Origin of the sequence: Actinomadura sp. 9N215, from assembly GCF_044326345.1 — a bacterium.
Taxonomy (GTDB): domain Bacteria; phylum Actinomycetota; class Actinomycetes; order Streptosporangiales; family Streptosporangiaceae; genus Spirillospora.
Map to the genome: position 1 here is coordinate 142,836 of NZ_JBIRBA010000001.1, position 15,556 is coordinate 158,391.

At 71.9% G+C, this 15,556-nt stretch carries 14 protein-coding genes; 7 read left to right on the forward strand and 7 right to left on the reverse strand.

The window, feature by feature from the left end:
* The first annotated feature begins 84 nt into the window (after nt 1-84).
* On the forward strand, nt 85-876 hold the full coding sequence (locus ACH34T_RS00635) for an SAM-dependent methyltransferase (RefSeq protein WP_395989905.1): 792 nt from the start codon (nt 85-87) through the stop codon (nt 874-876).
* 115 nt (nt 877-991) lie between these two features.
* The gene (locus tag ACH34T_RS00640) at nt 992-1,735 is read left to right on the forward strand and encodes a hypothetical protein (RefSeq protein ID WP_395989906.1); all 744 of its coding nucleotides are present in this window, start codon (nt 992-994) and stop codon (nt 1,733-1,735) included.
* A gap of 81 nt (nt 1,736-1,816) precedes the next feature.
* On the opposite strand, the gene ACH34T_RS00645 is transcribed toward ACH34T_RS00640, so the two are convergent.
* Nucleotides 1,817-2,983: a serine hydrolase domain-containing protein gene (locus ACH34T_RS00645; RefSeq protein ID WP_395989907.1), complete on the reverse strand. Its 1,167-nt coding sequence runs from the start codon at nt 2,981-2,983 to the stop codon at nt 1,817-1,819.
* 85 nt (nt 2,984-3,068) lie between these two features.
* Between ACH34T_RS00645 and ACH34T_RS00650 the strand changes: the two genes are divergently transcribed.
* The 4 genes from ACH34T_RS00650 to ACH34T_RS00665 all read left to right on the forward strand — a co-directional run bounded on the left by ACH34T_RS00650 (nt 3,069) and on the right by ACH34T_RS00665 (nt 5,553).
* A complete protein-coding gene (locus tag ACH34T_RS00650; RefSeq protein ID WP_395989908.1) occupies nt 3,069-3,575 on the forward strand; it encodes a GNAT family N-acetyltransferase in 507 nt (168 codons plus the stop codon).
* A gap of 119 nt (nt 3,576-3,694) precedes the next feature.
* Nucleotides 3,695-4,177, forward strand: coding sequence for a hypothetical protein (locus ACH34T_RS00655; protein ID WP_395989909.1), 483 nt, complete (start codon nt 3,695-3,697; stop codon nt 4,175-4,177).
* Between the two features lie 233 nt (nt 4,178-4,410).
* A complete protein-coding gene (locus ACH34T_RS00660) occupies nt 4,411-4,953 on the forward strand; it encodes a hypothetical protein (protein WP_395989910.1) in 543 nt (180 codons plus the stop codon).
* Between the two features lie 78 nt (nt 4,954-5,031).
* Nucleotides 5,032-5,553 carry a hypothetical protein gene (locus ACH34T_RS00665; protein ID WP_395989911.1) on the forward strand — a complete coding sequence of 174 codons (522 nt, stop codon included), beginning with the start codon at nt 5,032-5,034 and terminating at the stop codon, nt 5,551-5,553.
* Between the two features lie 42 nt (nt 5,554-5,595).
* Here the strand turns inward: ACH34T_RS00665 and ACH34T_RS00670 are convergent, their stop codons facing one another.
* The 4 genes from ACH34T_RS00670 to ACH34T_RS00685 form a co-directional block, all read right to left on the reverse strand.
* Complete coding sequence (locus ACH34T_RS00670; RefSeq protein ID WP_395989912.1) at nt 5,596-8,877, reverse strand: AfsR/SARP family transcriptional regulator; 3,282 nt, start codon at nt 8,875-8,877, stop codon at nt 5,596-5,598.
* Between the two features lie 475 nt (nt 8,878-9,352).
* Nucleotides 9,353-9,964 carry a PaaI family thioesterase gene (locus ACH34T_RS00675; protein WP_395989913.1) on the reverse strand — a complete coding sequence of 204 codons (612 nt, stop codon included), beginning with the start codon at nt 9,962-9,964 and terminating at the stop codon, nt 9,353-9,355.
* Nucleotides 9,961-12,252, reverse strand: coding sequence for an acyl-CoA dehydrogenase (locus ACH34T_RS00680; RefSeq protein ID WP_395989914.1), 2,292 nt, complete (start codon nt 12,250-12,252; stop codon nt 9,961-9,963). Before ACH34T_RS00680 ends, ACH34T_RS00675 begins: the two co-directional genes overlap by 4 nt.
* A gap of 7 nt (nt 12,253-12,259) precedes the next feature.
* A complete protein-coding gene (locus tag ACH34T_RS00685) occupies nt 12,260-12,664 on the reverse strand; it encodes a hypothetical protein (RefSeq protein WP_395989915.1) in 405 nt (134 codons plus the stop codon).
* A 277-nt stretch (nt 12,665-12,941) separates the two neighbouring features.
* On the opposite strand from ACH34T_RS00685, the gene ACH34T_RS00690 reads away from it, so the two are divergent.
* The gene (locus ACH34T_RS00690) at nt 12,942-13,862 is read left to right on the forward strand and encodes a 3-oxoacyl-ACP reductase (RefSeq protein WP_395989916.1); all 921 of its coding nucleotides are present in this window, start codon (nt 12,942-12,944) and stop codon (nt 13,860-13,862) included.
* A 50-nt stretch (nt 13,863-13,912) separates the two neighbouring features.
* On the opposite strand, the gene ACH34T_RS00695 is transcribed toward ACH34T_RS00690, so the two are convergent.
* The gene (locus tag ACH34T_RS00695; protein WP_395989917.1) at nt 13,913-14,743 is read right to left on the reverse strand and encodes an SDR family oxidoreductase; all 831 of its coding nucleotides are present in this window, start codon (nt 14,741-14,743) and stop codon (nt 13,913-13,915) included.
* Between the two features lie 187 nt (nt 14,744-14,930).
* The gene (locus ACH34T_RS00700; RefSeq protein ID WP_395989918.1) at nt 14,931-15,548 is read right to left on the reverse strand and encodes a TetR family transcriptional regulator; all 618 of its coding nucleotides are present in this window, start codon (nt 15,546-15,548) and stop codon (nt 14,931-14,933) included.
* Nucleotides 15,549-15,556 lie beyond the last annotated feature (8 nt).

Consider the following 15,556-nt stretch of genomic DNA (forward strand, 5'->3'; position numbering starts at 1 on the left):
ACCGATAGGCCGCGGGCCTCGTTCCGTGACACTCTCCCTGAAAACATCGAGAACGACCGCATGCCGGGATCAGGGAGAACAGCCGTGAGCACACATCCCGAGATCGACACGACCATTCCGCATTCGGCGCGGGTGTGGAACTACCTGCTCGGAGGCAAGGACAACTATCCCGTCGACCAGGTGGCCGCCGACAGGGTCTGCGAGATCTTCCCGGGCATGGTCGACCTCACGCGCCATTCCCGGTACATGCTGGTGCGGGTGGTGCGGTACCTGGCCGCCGACGCGGGCATCCGGCAGTTCCTCGACATCGGCACCGGCCTGCCGACCGTGGACAACACCCACGAGGTCGCGCAGCGGATCGCGCCCGAATCGCGCATCGTCTACGTCGACAACGATCCGCTGGTACTGGTGCACGCCCAGGCACTGCTCAGGAGCACGCGCGAAGGGGCCACGGACTACATCCAGGCGGACGTCCACGACCCCGAGACCATTCTGGCGGAGGCGTCCAAGACCCTCGATCTCAGCCGTCCGGTCGGGGTGATGCTGATGGGCATCCTCGGCTTGGTCGACGACTTCGACGAAGCACGGTCGATCGTCCGCCGGCTGATGGCGGCGCTGCCTTCGGGCAGCCATCTCGCCGTCTACGACGGCACCGACACCGACCCCGCCTACCTGGACGCCATCGGCCGGTACAACGCGAGCAGCGGCGCGGTCCCCTACACGCCGCGGAGCGTCGACCAGATCGCCCGCTACCTCGACGGGCTGGAGGTGCTGGAGCCCGGCGTCGTCGCGGTGTCGCGGTGGCGTCCCGAGCCCAGCCCCTGGGACGAGCCGCCGGCGGTGCCCGGCGCGGGCGGAGTGGCCCGCAAGCCCTGACCCACCGCTGCGCAGCGGCTTGCCCGGCGAAGGCTCGGCGGACGCCAGAACCCGTGCCGGATCCCGGACGCCCCAATCGTAGAATGTGGTTCGGTTCGACGAAGGGACGGCTGGGATGCGGGAGATCGCCGCGGCGGTGGCGGAACCGATCGGGCGGCTGGGCGGAGCGTTCATGCGCTCGCGGGAGGCGAAGGCCTACGCGGCGGAGACGGGCCTGACCGGCTGGGCCCCGTATTTCCGGGGCCGCTGCGGGGTCCTCGGGGACGTCGACGCGGACGTCGTCGCGTCCGCGGCCGGTTTCTTCCCGGTCGGCACCGTGCGGAAGGCGTGGGAAGCGGGCGCCGATCTCCCCGCGGCGACCGCCGCCGCCCGGTACGCGGGCGTCGCCCAGGACTTCGGCCGCCGCAAGCTCGCCGGCTTCGAGGAGCCGGCGCGGCTGGCGGAGCTGCTCCAGCGGATCGTGGACGGCGGATCCGTGGTCGCCGCCCCGCTCTTCGCCGGGTGGCGGGCGATGCCGCTGCCCGAGGACGATCGGGCCCGGGTCGTCCAGCTCGCGCACGTCGTCCGCGAGCTGCGCGGCGGCATGCACATCGCCGCGGTGCTGGCGAGCGGGCTGGGCCCGCTGGAGGCGGTGCTGAGCGGCCATTCGGCGATCCTCGTCGACGGCGAGCCGAACGCCGAGTACTTCGGCTGGCCGCGGCCGTATCCCGAGGTGACCGACGAGATACGGCGCCGCCACGACGACGCCGAACGGCTCACCGACGAACTGATGGCCCCCGCCTTCGCCCCTCTCGGCAAGGCGGAGGCCGACGAACTGGCCGCCCTTCTCCAGAGGGCGGAACGAGCCGTCTTCGGCTGACCGGCACCCGCCACGCCCGGTCCTCCGTCCTCCGGCTTCCGGCTTCCGGCTTCCGGCTTCTGGGTCGGCGAGCCCGACCGGTCAGTCGCGGGCGCGCTTCTCGATTCCGGCGGTCAGTTCCGCGTTCTGTTCCTCAAGGTTCCATTTCCCCTCGCGGTAGGCGTGGTTGGTGATCCAGAACACCATCACGCGATGGTCGGCGAAGCGAGCGAATTCGCCGAACGACCAGTCGTTCCCGCCGTCGTGCTCGACCACGCGACGGCCGTCACCGGTGCGGATGACGCCCCAGCCGTATCCGTAGTAGTACTTGTTGCCGTTCTGTTCTCCGATGAAGACGTGCGACTTGAACATCTGGCGTTTGGCGCGTCCGGAAAGGACCCGGTCGCCCTCCAGCGCGCGATGCCAGCGGAACATGTCGCGCGGCGTGGACAGCAGCCCGCCGTTTCCGCGCAGGTACCAGTACGGCCCGTCGGCCGCCCACGGGTGCTCGTACGGACGCCCCTGCGGTTTGCCGTGCTCGTCGTACTCCACCGCGACCTGCTCACGTTTCCACCGCGGCAGGACGTACCCCGTCCGCGCCATTCCCGACGGCGCGAACAGGCGCTCGGCGAGGAAGCGTTCGTACCCGACGCCCGAGACCTTCTCGACGATCGCCGCCAGGACGCTGTATCCGACATTGGAGTACTGGAACTCGGCGCCCGGAGCCGACCGCAACTTCGAGGTGAGCGCGACGCGCAGCATGCCGTCGCGCGATATCGGGTCGTAGTCGCCGCCGCCTATCTCCTCGTCGTCCAGCCCGGCGGTGTGCGTCAGCAGGTGATGGACTGTGATCTTGCGTTTGTCCGCGGGCACCGGGCCGAGGAATTCTCCGATGCGGTCGGTCACTCGCAGCTTGCCCGCCATTTCCAGTTTCATGACGGCGGCGGCCGTGAACTGCTTGGTGATGGACATGACGTCGTAGACGGTGTCGCAGCGCGCCGGGATCTTCTTCTCCCGGTCGGAGTAGCCGAAGCCGCCGCAGTGCACGAGCCGTCCGTTGTGGGCCGCGACGACAGTGCCGCCCGGCCCCTTCGGCAGGGTCCCGTCCAGGAAACTCCGAATGGACGGATCAGTGCGCTCGCGCACATTCCGATCTGCCCGGAGGCCGATATCGGCGGTCCCTCCGCCGCCGCACGCGCCGAGGGCGCCCATGGCGGCGAGCGCGATCGCGAACGTCCCGGCGCCGGGGGAACAGCGGTTCATTCTCATGCCCCAGCACGCTACAGAGATCAACACGCGACGTCTCTCCGACCGGGACTACCCGTCGCGGCCCGACGGGCCGCACACTGTGATCATGACGGTGCTGGAGACGGAGCGGCTCGTCCTGCGGCCGCTGACGGGCGATGACTTCGACGACTACGCGGCGATGCTGGCCGACCCGGACGTGGCCTCGGGGCTCGCGGAGACCGTGGGCACCGGCCGGGCGGACGCCTGGCGCAGCCTGGCCACGTTCATCGGGCACCGGGAGATCCGCGGCTATTCGCACTGGGCGCTGGTCGAGAAGGCGACGGGAAGCTTCGCCGGACGCGCCGGACCATGGCGGCCGCACGGATTCCCGGGCCTCGGCGTGGGCTGGTGCCTGACCCGCCGCCACTGGGGCAAGGGCTACGCGGCCGAGGCCGGACGCGCCGCCCTCGCCTACTGCTTCAGCGAACTGGCGGCAGACGAGGTCATCTCCCTGATCCTGCCCGGCAACGACCGCTCCATCGCCGTCGCCGAGCGCATCGGGCACCGCTACCTGCGCGACACCGAGTACCGAGGACAGACCGTCCACGTCTACGGGCAGCAACGCCCCGAATAGCCGAACGCACGACATCACCCCGCCGGAAGGGCGGCACGACCGCAGGAGGGCATGTGTCCGGGCGTGGCGATCGCTACGACTGCGGTGCCGTATCCACGGGCTCGTCCGGTGCGGGATGCGTGACCGTCGGCCTGGTGATAAGCGCCCTCCTCATCTATTGGCACGTCAGCTCGGACCCGACCGAAGGTCTGGACTACGCATCCGGCGACGCGCCCAAGGAAATGAAGAATTCGGCCTGCTTCACCGACTCCGGGCCCTGCCCGCCGACCGGCTTCGAATGGAGCATTCCGGCGTCAGGCGTTGTCCAGACGCGGTTCGAACGGGAAGACGTCGACGACCGCACAGAATTGCGGGGCTGGTTCCGCCTGAAGGCGTCGATGTACGTCCAGGAAGAGGTTCGGGACTGCCCGGCCGTTGTGGACTGGTCGCTGCTGGCCGACGGCAAGCCCCTCGCGCGGGGCTCGATCAAGGCGGGGAGCGGCGGCGGGGAGGTCACCGGCGCTCCGCCGGACGAGGCCCGGTTCATCCTGCTCACCGCGCGGCGCACCGACTCCTCGGCCTGTCGCTCCACCTTCCAGTGGATCTACGCGGGCCTGGACTGACGGCTCAGCCTGCCGGAACGACTCGGGAGCGGGGACGTGAAAGCGCGGCGGAGCAGAACTATTTCCTGCTGAAACAGCGCACCTGGTAGTCGGGGGCGACGTGAATGTGGGCGCGGTGTGGCGCATTTATTGGGCGAATATGGCGGCCGTCGAGACGATCCCATCAACGGAATGACCGATGCGTGGTCACAGCGGCCGCGCTCCTTCATCGGTCCCGACGAGGGGAAGTGTTCATGAGACGCGTCCTGCAAAGCCTGATCGTGGCGGGAGCCGTGGTGAGCTCAGGACTGGTGGTCGCCACGCCGGCCGGCGCCGCGGCCGATCGGACGACCACCACGACCGCGGTCACCACCACCGCGGCCGAGACCGCGACGCCGGCGGTGGCGGCCGCGAGATGGAGCAGGAAGGAGACGGTTTCCACCGGATACCACCCGCAATGCAGGGGCTGGACTCGCTACATCGCGCCCTACAAGACCGGGCGGTACATCAAGACCTACCGGCAGCTGCACTGCAACAGGGGCGGCTGGGGCCGGAAGATGTCGATCAAGACGACCCTCCAGCAGTACCGGGGCCTCGGCTACTGGCGCACCAAGGCGTCGAAGTCGGCGAAGGACAACAGCAACACCCCCGCGTGGACCATCAAGCAGGGCCCGAAGTGGAAGTGCTCCGGCGGCAGCCAGCTCTACCGGGGCCAGACGAAGCTCCACGTGTGGTCGGTGCTCCGCGGCAGCCAGACCAGCACCATGAACAGCAGCAAGAAGCGCATCCGCTGCTGATCCGTCCCCTTAGGTAGCGGTACGGTCCCCGGCGCCGGAACCCGGTCGCCGGGGGCCGTCCCAGAACGGAGCGACCCGATGTCTTCTCGTACCACGCGAATCGTCGTGGCCGTGGTGATCGTCGTGAGTCTCGCGGGCGCCGGTCTCGGAGTCCGGCTGGCGGCACGGGACCAGGCCCGGGCGGACGGCGGCGGCGACGCCGCGTACCGGGACGCCAGGCAACGCTATGTCGCGGCCGTCGACGCGGTGTGCCGGGACGCGGGCGAGCACGCGCCGCCGGAGGAGGCCACGTCCACCCGGGCCATGGTGACGGAGCTGACGACCGCCGCCCGGATCATGGGCCGCACCGTCGCCGCCATCGAGGCCGCGAAACCGCCACCCGCGGACGCCGCGCGGATCCGCCGCCAGTACATCGGCCCGCTGAAGTCGCTGACCGCGCACCTCGGCGACCTCGCCGGACGGGCGGAGGCCGCGATGTCCAAGGGCGACGAGGCGACCGCCAGGAGTCTCGTCGAGAAGTCCTACGAGCCGAACGAGGACGAGGCGAGCTCGACCGCCTTCGCGACCGCCTATGGCATGACCGCCTGCGCCGGGCAATAGCGTCACCGCCGGGCAGCAGCGTCATCGCCGGGCGGGACGCGTTCATCGCAGCGGCGCCGTCCTGCCCAGGATGTGCTGGACCCTCGCGGTGCCGGGAGCGTGACCGATCTCCTGGTACACGCGGAGCGCCGCGCGCGCCCAGCCCGCGGCCTCGCGATCGGCGTGGACCTTCACCAGCGCCTCGGCCGCCCGGCCCTCCAGCAGGCGGAAGCCGTGCTCGCGCGCGATCGTGAGAGCCCGGCGGCCGAGGGCGTCGAGCCCCCCGTCATCTGGACAGTGGCCGGCCATGCCGATCAGGACATGGGCGATGTCCCAGGGAAGCCCGACACGCTCGGCGGCCCAGAGCGCCTTCTCGGCGTACTCGCGTCCGGCGTCGGGACGGCGGAGCGCGAAGCACGCGCGCGCCATCGCGTCGAGCGCGCTGCTCTCCGCCCTGCGGTCCCGCGACTGGTACGCCACGGTCACCGCGCGCTGCGCGTTCCGCAACGCGTCGGCGGGGTCGCCGTCGCAGCTCTGGACGCGGCTGAGCCCCGCGAGCGCCCGGACGAGCCGCGCCGGCGCACCGAGCCGTTCGCAGATCGCGACCGCGGCGAGGTAGTTGCGCACCGCGCAGGCGTGATCGCCCTTGTCGTGGAGGGTCGTCGCCAGCTCCGTCAGGCAGATCGCCTGCCCGTACTCGTTCCCCGCCCGCTCATGGAGCGAAAGGGCGCGCTTCTGGTGCCGCAGCGCCTGCGGCAGGTCGCCGAACAGCCATTGCGAGTATCCGAGGACGGCGTGGGCCATGGCCTCCCCGCTCAGGTGCCCGCGCTGACGGTAGAGCCTGATGGCCCTCCTCCCCAGCATGATGGCCTCGGAGACGTCGCCGGTTCGGAGCCGGATCGCGCCGAGCTGGGTGACGGCGTCCGCCTCCCCTTCCAGCCACCCGCTGTCGGTGCTGGCCTCCAGCGCCCGTTCGAGGTGCAGTTCGCTGACGCGGAGCCGTCCGAGCGCGAGGCAGGCCACGCCCAGGCTGATGTGCATGGCGGCCTGCGCCTGGCGGTCGCCGGCCTCCTCGGCGGCCTCAAGTCCGCGGCGGCCGCAGTCGAGCCATTCCTCGCGGTAGATGCCCACGGTCAGGAACGGCCGGAGGGCGTCCATGATCCGCCAGGCGAACGTCGGCGGGCCGTGGGTCGTGCAGTGGGTGACCACCGCGACGAGGTTCTCCAGCTCGCATTGCAGCCAGGTGAGCGCGGCGCCCGCCTCGGACGGCGGCCCGGCGGACGGCGGCCCGGCGGACGGCGGGGGTCGGTCTGTGGCGTCGTCCGGCAGGCGGAACGTGCTCGGGCTGATGGTGAGGCCGGCCGCGTCGGCGCCGTTCAGGTAGTAGCTGAAGTATCCGTTCAGGGCCTGCCGCCGCCCGTCCGGTGTCTCCTGCTCCTCGGCGCGGTCGGCGGCGTACTGCCGGAGCAGATCGTGGATGCGGTAGACGCGTTCCCCGTGGTGCTCGATCAGGTTGCTCGCCGCGAGCGCCTTGAGTCCTTTGGCCGCGTCGTCGTCCGAGCAGCCGGCCAGGGCGGCGACGGCGGACGGCCTGAACATGGGCCCCGGGACGAGGCCGAGCAGCCTGAAGATCCTCCGGTGCTCGGGACGCAGGGACTGGTAGGAAAGCTGGAACGCCGAGCCGACCGTGCCCTCCCAGGCGCCGTCCACGGACAGCTCGGACAGGAGCGCGCCCTTCCCGAGCTGGTCGACGATGCTCGCGATCGGCTCCTCCGGGCTCGTGGAGAGCATCGCCGCGGCGATGCTCAACGCCAGCGGCAGATGGCCGCACAGGCGGGCGAGCTCGTCCGTTGCGTTCCGCTCCCGGACGAGGCGGTCGTGGCCGAGCGCCTGGGCGAGCAGCTCACGCGTGTCCTCCGGGGTCAGCACCGCGAGCGGGAGGGGCTCGGCGCCGTCGTGGACGACCAGGTCGCCCAGCTGGAACCTGCTGGTCACCAGCACCATCGCCTTGCTGTGGCCGGGCAGGAGCGGCCGGACCTGCTCCGCGGAACGCGCGTCGTCCAGCAGCAGGAGGACCTGCCTGTCCGCGATCACCGAGCGGTAGAGCTTCTCGCGCTCGTCCACCCCGGCGGGGACCTCCGCCGCCGGGATCGCCAGGCTCCGGAGCAGCTGCGAGAGCGCCATCGCGGGGTCCAGGGGTTCGCGCAGCGGGTTGAATCCCTGGAGGTTCACGTAGAGCTGGCCGTCCGGGAAGGCGTCCTTGACCTTGTGCGCCCAATGGACGACCAGCGCGGTCTTGCCGACGCCCGCGATGCCGCTGACGATCCAGAAGGTCGGTCCCGCGGGCGTCCCGGCCGCCGGAGCGGCGGGCAGGACGGCGTCGAGCCTGGCCTGTTCCGTGCCGCGTCCCGCGAATCGCGCGATGGCGCGCGGCAGTTCCGATGGCCGGATCCGGCCAGCCATGTCCTCTTTCCCGTCCGGAGGACGGGACCGCGGTGTTTCTTCCGCCTCCTGGGCCTTGGCCTGATACCGCGCGAGCGACGTTTCGCCGGGCCGCGCCGCCCGGCACAGCGCGGGATCGTCGTTGAGAATCGCCGTGTGCAGCCGTTGCAGATCCGGACCGGGTTCGATTCCCAATTCCTCGACCAGCAGCGACCTCGCCCGCTGGTAGGCGTCCAGCGCGTCGCCCCTCCTGCGGGCCCGATAAAGGACCAGCATGAGCTGCTGCCAGATGTACTCGCGTAATGGGTGCGCGTTCGCGGCCGAATGCAGTTCGCCGATCAGCTCCTCGGCGGCGCCCAGCGCGATGCGCACGTCGGTCCAGAGCGTCCAGGTCCGCATTCGCCGTTCGGCGAGCTCTGTCAGCGACGGGATCATCTTGTCGCTGAAAGTGACGTCCTGGAACGGTTCCCCGCGCCACAGCGAGACGGCGTAGTCGAGTTCCCGCTCGGCGCCGGTCAGATCGCCTTGCTCGGCCCGGACGCGTCCGTTCTCGGCCGCGTCGTCGAAGGCGAGTAGGTCCAGTTCGGTCCGCTCCACCCGGAGCAGGTATCCGTTCTCCTGAGTGTCGAGCAGGCTGGTGAGACCCGTCTGAGCCGCCTGACCAGCCTGAGCCGCCTGAGCCGTCTGGCCCGTCTGACCGGGCGTTCCACCCATGAGGGCGCGGCGTAATCCCGACATGTGGCTGTGCACGTTGGCGATCGCGGAACGCGGCGGGTCGTCCCATAAGGCGTCCACGATCCGGTCGCGATGGACGACGGCGTTGGCGTTGAGCAGGAGGACGCCGAGGACCGCCCGTTGCCGTCCGGTGAGCCCGACGGCATCACCCGCGGGCCGCACCTCCATGGGACCGAGCACACCGAATGCGAAATTCCCCTGGCCATCCTTGGTGCCAACCATTCAAGTTCAGCATCCTCTCAACTGGCAGGTTGTTGCGTTGTGGTATGTCCTCATCGATCGTGGGCCGGGTTTCCAGAGGCGAAGGCATGGGCCTGCTCGGCCAAGTCACGGCCTGTTCGGCCAAAACGACGGCAGGGGCCGCCCATTCGTGCCGGCCGGGGCCGGGGCGGCTCTCTCCTCCGTGTGTCAATGAAGATATCATCCACAATCGGGCACATACCGAAATGCTGGACGGGGGCGAGTTCGGGGAGTCAAGGCGAGAGTACGCAGCGCGTCCGGCCCGATTGAGCTCTCCGGCAGCGTCCGGACCTTGCCATTCTCGCTTTCCGGATTCGGCTGAATACCGGCGCGGAGGCGGGCGGCGGCCTCCACCGCCCCGGGGCGCGCACGGGCCCGGCGGCGGTGTCTCGGCCGACGGCGATCAGCGGGGGCGGGGCGGGTAGGCGGCGATGAAGAGGCCCTCGGCGGTGACGCAGTCCTCGCCGTCCGCCCGGATGGCGCCGACCGTGCGGATCTTGCGGCCGTCCACGGAGAGCTGCCGGGCGGTGATCGTCAGCGGCCGGAAGAGCGGCGTCAGGCGGTGGTAGCGCAGCGTCAGTCCGGCCGTCACCCCCGACGTGCCCGCCCAGCCGTTGGCGACGCCCAGCGTGTGGTCGAGGAGCAGCGCCGACACGCCGCCGTGGACGCTGGACGGCGGCCCCTGGTACGGCAGGCCCAGGGTCACGGTCGCCTCGATCGTGCGGGAGTCGACGGCCGTGTATTCGAGGGGCGGCGCGATCGGGTTCTCGGGGCCGGTGACCGGGTCGTGGCGGGTGTTGCCGTCGCCGCGCCACATGTCGACGAGACGGTCGCGCCGCGGCGGGGCCGTCGCCTCCAGGTCGTCGGCGACGGCGTTCAGGCGGTCGGCGATGCCGGACATGTCGGCGTCCGAGAGGTCGCCCGACCGGACCAGGGCGTCGATGACGCGCCGGGCCGCCGCGACGGCGCCGTCGACGCCGCAGGCGCGGCCCTCGGCATGCAGGTCGAGCGTCATGGCGCCACCGGGTCGCGGGGCAGGCCGAGGAGCCGCTCGCCGATGATGTTCAGCTGGACGTCGGTGGTGCCGCCCGCGATCGACAGGTTCCGGGAGTTCAGGAACATCCAGGTCGGGTCCTTCATGGCGCGCCGCCCCTCGCCGGTGAGGGCGTCCGGGCCGATCCACTCCACGGCCGTCTCCCAGACCTGCTGCATGTGCTCGACGCCGATCAGCTTGCCGATGCTGGACTCGGCGCCCGGCTGCCCTCCGGCGAGCGAACGCAGGGTCGTGCGCAGGCCGAACAGGCTGCTGGACTGGGCGTCGCACAGGATGCCGCCGAGCGTCGCGAGGCGCTCGCCGTCCGCGCCGTCCTCGACGATGCGGAGCAGGGCCTCGCCGCCGCTGCCGAGGGACGAGTCGTTGGACAGCGAGACCCGCTCGTTCGCGAGCGTCGTGCGGGCCAGCCTCCAGCCGTCGCCGGGGGCGGCGACCAGGAGGTCGTCCGGGACGAAGACGCCGTCGAGGAACACCTCGTTGAAGAGGGCGTCGCCGGTCAGCTCGCGCAGCGGCCGGATGTCGACGCCGGGCGACCCCATGTCGAGCAGGAAGTACGACAGGCCCTTGTGCTTCGGGACGGACGGGTCGGTGCGGGCCAGCAGGATGCCCCAGTCGGCCTCGCGCGCCATGGACGTCCAGACCTTCTGGCCGGTGATCCGCCAGCCGCCGTCCGCCCGCTCGGCCCGGGTGGTGAGCGCGGCGAGGTCGGAGCCGGCGCCGGGCTCGGAGAACAGCTGGCACCAGCGGATGTCGCCGCGCAGCGACGCGGGCAGGAACCGCTCGTGCTGCGCGGGCGAGCCGTGCGCGATCAGCGTCGGGACGACCCAGTTGCCGATGATCATGTCGTGCGGGCGGAGGCCGGCGGCGCGCAGCTCCTCGGCGATGACGAGCTGGGTGACGGTGTCGGCGCCCTTGCCCCAGGGGGCGGGCAGGTGCGGGGACGTGTAGCCGCGGTCGGCCAGGTAGGCGGTGCGCTCCTCGCCGTCCAGCGCCCTGGCGGGGGTCAGCTCGGCGCGGATCCCGGCGCGGACGCGGTCGGCCTCGGGCGGCAGGTCGACGCGGAGCTCGCGGCGGACGCCGTCGAGGGTGAGGCGCGCGACGCGGCGGCGCCAGGCGCCGGTGGGGCCGAGCAGGACGCGGAGCGACTGCGCGCGGCGCAAGTACAGGCCGGCGTCGTGCTCCCAGGTGAAGCCGATGCCGCCGAGCGTCTGGATGCAGTCCTTCGCGGTCTGGAACGCCGCCTGGACGCTGGTCGCCCCCGCGACGGCGGCGGCCAGCGACACCTCCCGCGGATCGACGACCCCGGCCTCCCCCGGGTGGACGGTGTCGACGGCGCGAGCGGCGTCGACGGCGCGGGCGGCGGGAGCGGCGGAGGCGGCGGGAGCGGCGTCCCAGGCGCGGGCGGCGTCCCAGGCGCAGGCGCGGGACTGTTCGGCGTGGGCGAGCATGCGGGCGCAGCGGTGCTTGACGCCCTGGAACTGTCCGATCGGACGGCCGAACTGCTCGCGGACCTTCGCGTACTCGGCGGCGGTGGACGTCGCCCAGTCGGCCAGTCCTGACGCCTCGGCGGCGAACAGGACCGCCGCGAGATCGTGCACGGTCTGTGAGTCGAGTTTCAGGACCGACTCGGGAGGGACCGTTGTGTTCTCCAACTCGATCCTGGCCAGGCGGCGTGTCAGGTCGTGGCTGGGGAGTTCTTCGACGATCACGTCCGTCCGGGACAGGACCAGCCAGGCGGCCGGCGACCCGTCGCCGGACTTCGCGGGGAGGACGAGGACGTCCGCGAGCGGAGCGCCCAGCACCGGCGCCGACGTGCCGGTCACCGTGATCTCTCCGCCGCCGGAGCGGGCGAGGGTGAGGCTGCCCGCGTCCAGGCCGACCGCGCCGGTCTTCGTCCCGTCGGCGAGCGCGGGCAGGTGCCCGGCGTGCCCGGCGTGCCCGGCGTGCGCGGCGCGATGCAGCACGGCGCTCGCCAGGACGGTCGGCAGGAACGGGCCCGGCGTGAGGGCGCGTCCCAGCTCCTCCAGCACGACCGCCAGCTCGACCAGACCGTAGCCCGCACCGCCCACGCGCTCCGGAAGGTGCAGGCCGAGCAGTCCCTGCGCGGCGAGATCGTCCCAGAACGGCGGCACCTCGTCCCGCCCGGCGTCCACGGCGGCGCGGACGACCGCCCGCGTCACCCGCCGGGACGTGAAAGCACGCACCGCGTCGCGCAGGTCGCGGTGCTCCTCGGTCAGCCCGATGGTCATGTGCGTCTCAGATCCGTTCGAGGATGGTGGCCGTGGAGAGCGCGCCGCCCGCGCACATCGTGACGAGCGCGGTGGAGGCGTCCGACCGCTCCAGCTCGTGGACGGCCTGCGTGATCAGGCGGGCGCCCGTGGAGCCGACCGCGTGCCCGAGGGCGATCGCGCCGCCGTTGACGTTGACCTTGTCCAGGTCGGCGTGGAGCCACGCGTTGCGGGTGACGTTGTTCGACTGCTCCCCTGCCTGCGTCACGCACCCGCCGACGACCTGCCCGACCGTGCCCGGCTCGACCCCGGCCCGCGCCAGCAGCCCGCGCTGCGCCAGCCCGAGCAGCTGGGCCGGATGCAGCCCTGACAGCGCCCCGTGGCGCTTGCCGACCGGCGTCCGGACGGCGTCGACGATCATGGCCTCAGGCATGCGTCCGCTCCTCGTCCACGGGCTCGTCGTCTCCAAGCGCCTCGTCTTCACGATGATCCGCGATCATGGGCGCGAGACTAGAATTCGTTCTCACTTGCAGGCAACGGCTGTCTCACTGAGCGGTTCCCGATGGCGGGGGCGCGCGGTCGGCGGAGGGTGTCGGCGGGTGGGGGCGGGCGACCGCTCAGCGGGACGGCCCCGGGCGAAACTAGAATAGGTACTAGTCTCCGTCGGGCCGTCACGGCGGCGCGTCCCGAACACCGACCCGGAGGCTCCGATGAACGCTGATCTGTCCCTGGCGGGCCGCACCGCCGTCGTCACCGGCGCGGGCGCCGGGCTGGGACGGGCCGAGGCGCTCGCGCTGGCCGCGCGGGGCGCGAGCGTCGTGGTCAACGACATGGGGCCGGCCGCGGACGACGTCGCCGCCGAGATCACGAAGGCCGGCGGCCGGGCCGTGGCGGTGACCGGGGACGTCGGCGACTGGGCGATGGGCGACGCCCTGGTGTCGGCCGCCGTCGACACCTTCGGGTCGCTGGACGTCGTCGTCAACAACGCGGGAGTGCTGCACGACAGGATGCTGTTCAACCTGTCGGAGTCTGATTGGGACGACGTCGTCCGCGTCCATCTGAAGGGGCACGCGGCCGTGTCGCGGGCCGCGGCGGCGCACTGGCGCGCCGCGAGCAAGGCGGCCGGCGGCCCGGTGTACGGACGGGTGATCAACACGGCGTCGGAGGCGTTCCTGTTCGGGGCGGCCGGGCAGCCGAACTACTCGGCGGCGAAGGCGGGGATCGTGGCGCTGACGCTGTCGACGTCCGCCGGGCTGGCCAGGTACGGGGTCCGCGCCAACGCGATCTGCCCGCGCGCCCGGACCGCGATGACCGAGGCGTCGTTCGCCGCGGGCACCTCGCCCGGCGGGCTGGACGCGATGGCGCCCGAACGGGTCGGGACGTTCGTGAGCTATCTGGCGTCGCCCGCGTCCGAGCGGATCAGCGGGCAGGTGTTCGTCGTCTACGGCGACATGGTCGCGCTGCTGGCCGCGCCGACGGTGGAGCGGAAGTTCACGGCGGCGGACGGCGTCTTCACGGTCGCGGAGCTCGGCGGGCAGCTCACCCCGTACTTCGAGGGACGGGACCCGCGCCGGACGTACGCCGCCTACAGCGTCGCCGCGCTCGACGACACGGGCACCACCCAGATCTGAGCCGCATATCCGAAAGCCCTCCGAGGTGAAGGGCGGCCATTAGGCCCTGTTCAGAAGGCTCCGGGGCCTCGGAGGGTCGGTTCGGCGCCGCCGTCGATGTAGATGATCTGGCCCGTCATGTGGGAGTTCGCCGGGGAGATCAGCCAGCGGAGCGCCTCGGCGATCACCTCGGCGTCGGCGTAGCCGTTCAGCGGCATCGGGACGGCGTCGTTCATGGCCTTGAACATGCGCTCGTCCTCGAACAGCGGCGCGCTCATCGGCGTCCGGACGACGCCGGGCGCGATCGCGTTCAGCGGGATGCCCGCGCCCGCCCAGTCCGGGGTGACACACGCGCGGCGCAGCCATTGGGCGAGCGCCGACTTCGACGACGGGTACAGCTTGTTCCCGGCCCCGGCTTCGACGACCCTGGCGGCCGCTTCGAGCGCGGCGGGTTCGTCGCCGTCCAGGCAGGCGCGCAGGACGGCGTCGTCCACCGGCTGCGTCGCGGAGATCGAGCCGACGACGGCGGCGCGCGGCCGTCCGGCGCGGGCCAGCGCCGGGCGGAGGCCGTCCAGCAGGGCGACCGCGCCGAAGAAGTTGACCTTGACGGTGAGGTCAGTGAAGGTTGGCCGAGCGGAGCTCGTCGATTGGACGGCGGTGGGTGGGGGCTGGAGGACGGTGGAGACGCCCGCGCAGGCGACGACACCGTCGAGCGTCCCGCCGCAACGGTCGAGGACCTCCGCGACCGCCCGCGCCCGCCCTTCGGGACCGGCCAGGTCGGCGCACACTTCGGCGTCCTTCAGGTCGACCCCGATGACGGTGTCGCCTTGGTCGCGCAGCAGCCCGGCGAGCGACTCGCCGATGCCGGACGCGGACCCGCTGACGGCGATGGTGCGTGCCATCGTTCCCCCTCCTGGGTGTGCTTTCTAGGTGTGCGCGCCGCCGTCGACGCGAAGGTCGGCGCCGGTGAAGTAGCGATGCATGGCGGCACGCTAGCCGCGGGCCCGCGCGGGCCGCCCGCGCCGTCCCGATCACCGGGAGGCCGCCGGGCGCCCGGAAGGCCGAGCGCCCGGAAGGCGGAAGACGGTGTCAGGGCTTCGGGGCGTTGGAGCGGGGCGCGAGGAGGAGGCGGCAGGCCAGGCGGATGTCGCTCTCGACGTCCGCCATGGACGCGCGGCCGTTCAGGCTCGACTGGAGCACCCCGTACCAGCACTGCATCAGCAGCCGGACGAGCGTGACGTCCCGCGCGGTCGGGTCCTCGATGCCGACGGTCCGCAGCAGGATCTCGCGGAAGGTGGTGTCGATGTGGACGGTGTCGGCGACCGTCGCGACATGGGCGGTGTTGGACGCGTGCAGCATCGACGTCGACAGCACGGGCTGCGCCATCAGGTAGCGGCTGGCCTGCACCAGCAGGTCGGCGACGGCGTCCTCGGGGCTGGTGCCGGGCGCGGGCTCGTGGACCTGCTCGCGGAGCCGGTCGACCTGCGCCGCCATCACCGCGGTGAACAGGTGGACCTTCGACGGGAAGTACCGGTACAGGGTCCCGATCGCGACCCCGGCCTCCTTCGCCACCTCGTGCATCTGGACGCGTTCGAGCGACTTCTCCGCGCCGATGCGCGCCGCCGCGCGGAGGATACGCCGCCGGCGGTCGTGCTGCTCGGGTGAGCTCGGCTCGGCGGACAGCCTCGCCGACGCGATCCTCGCCACGGTCTTCC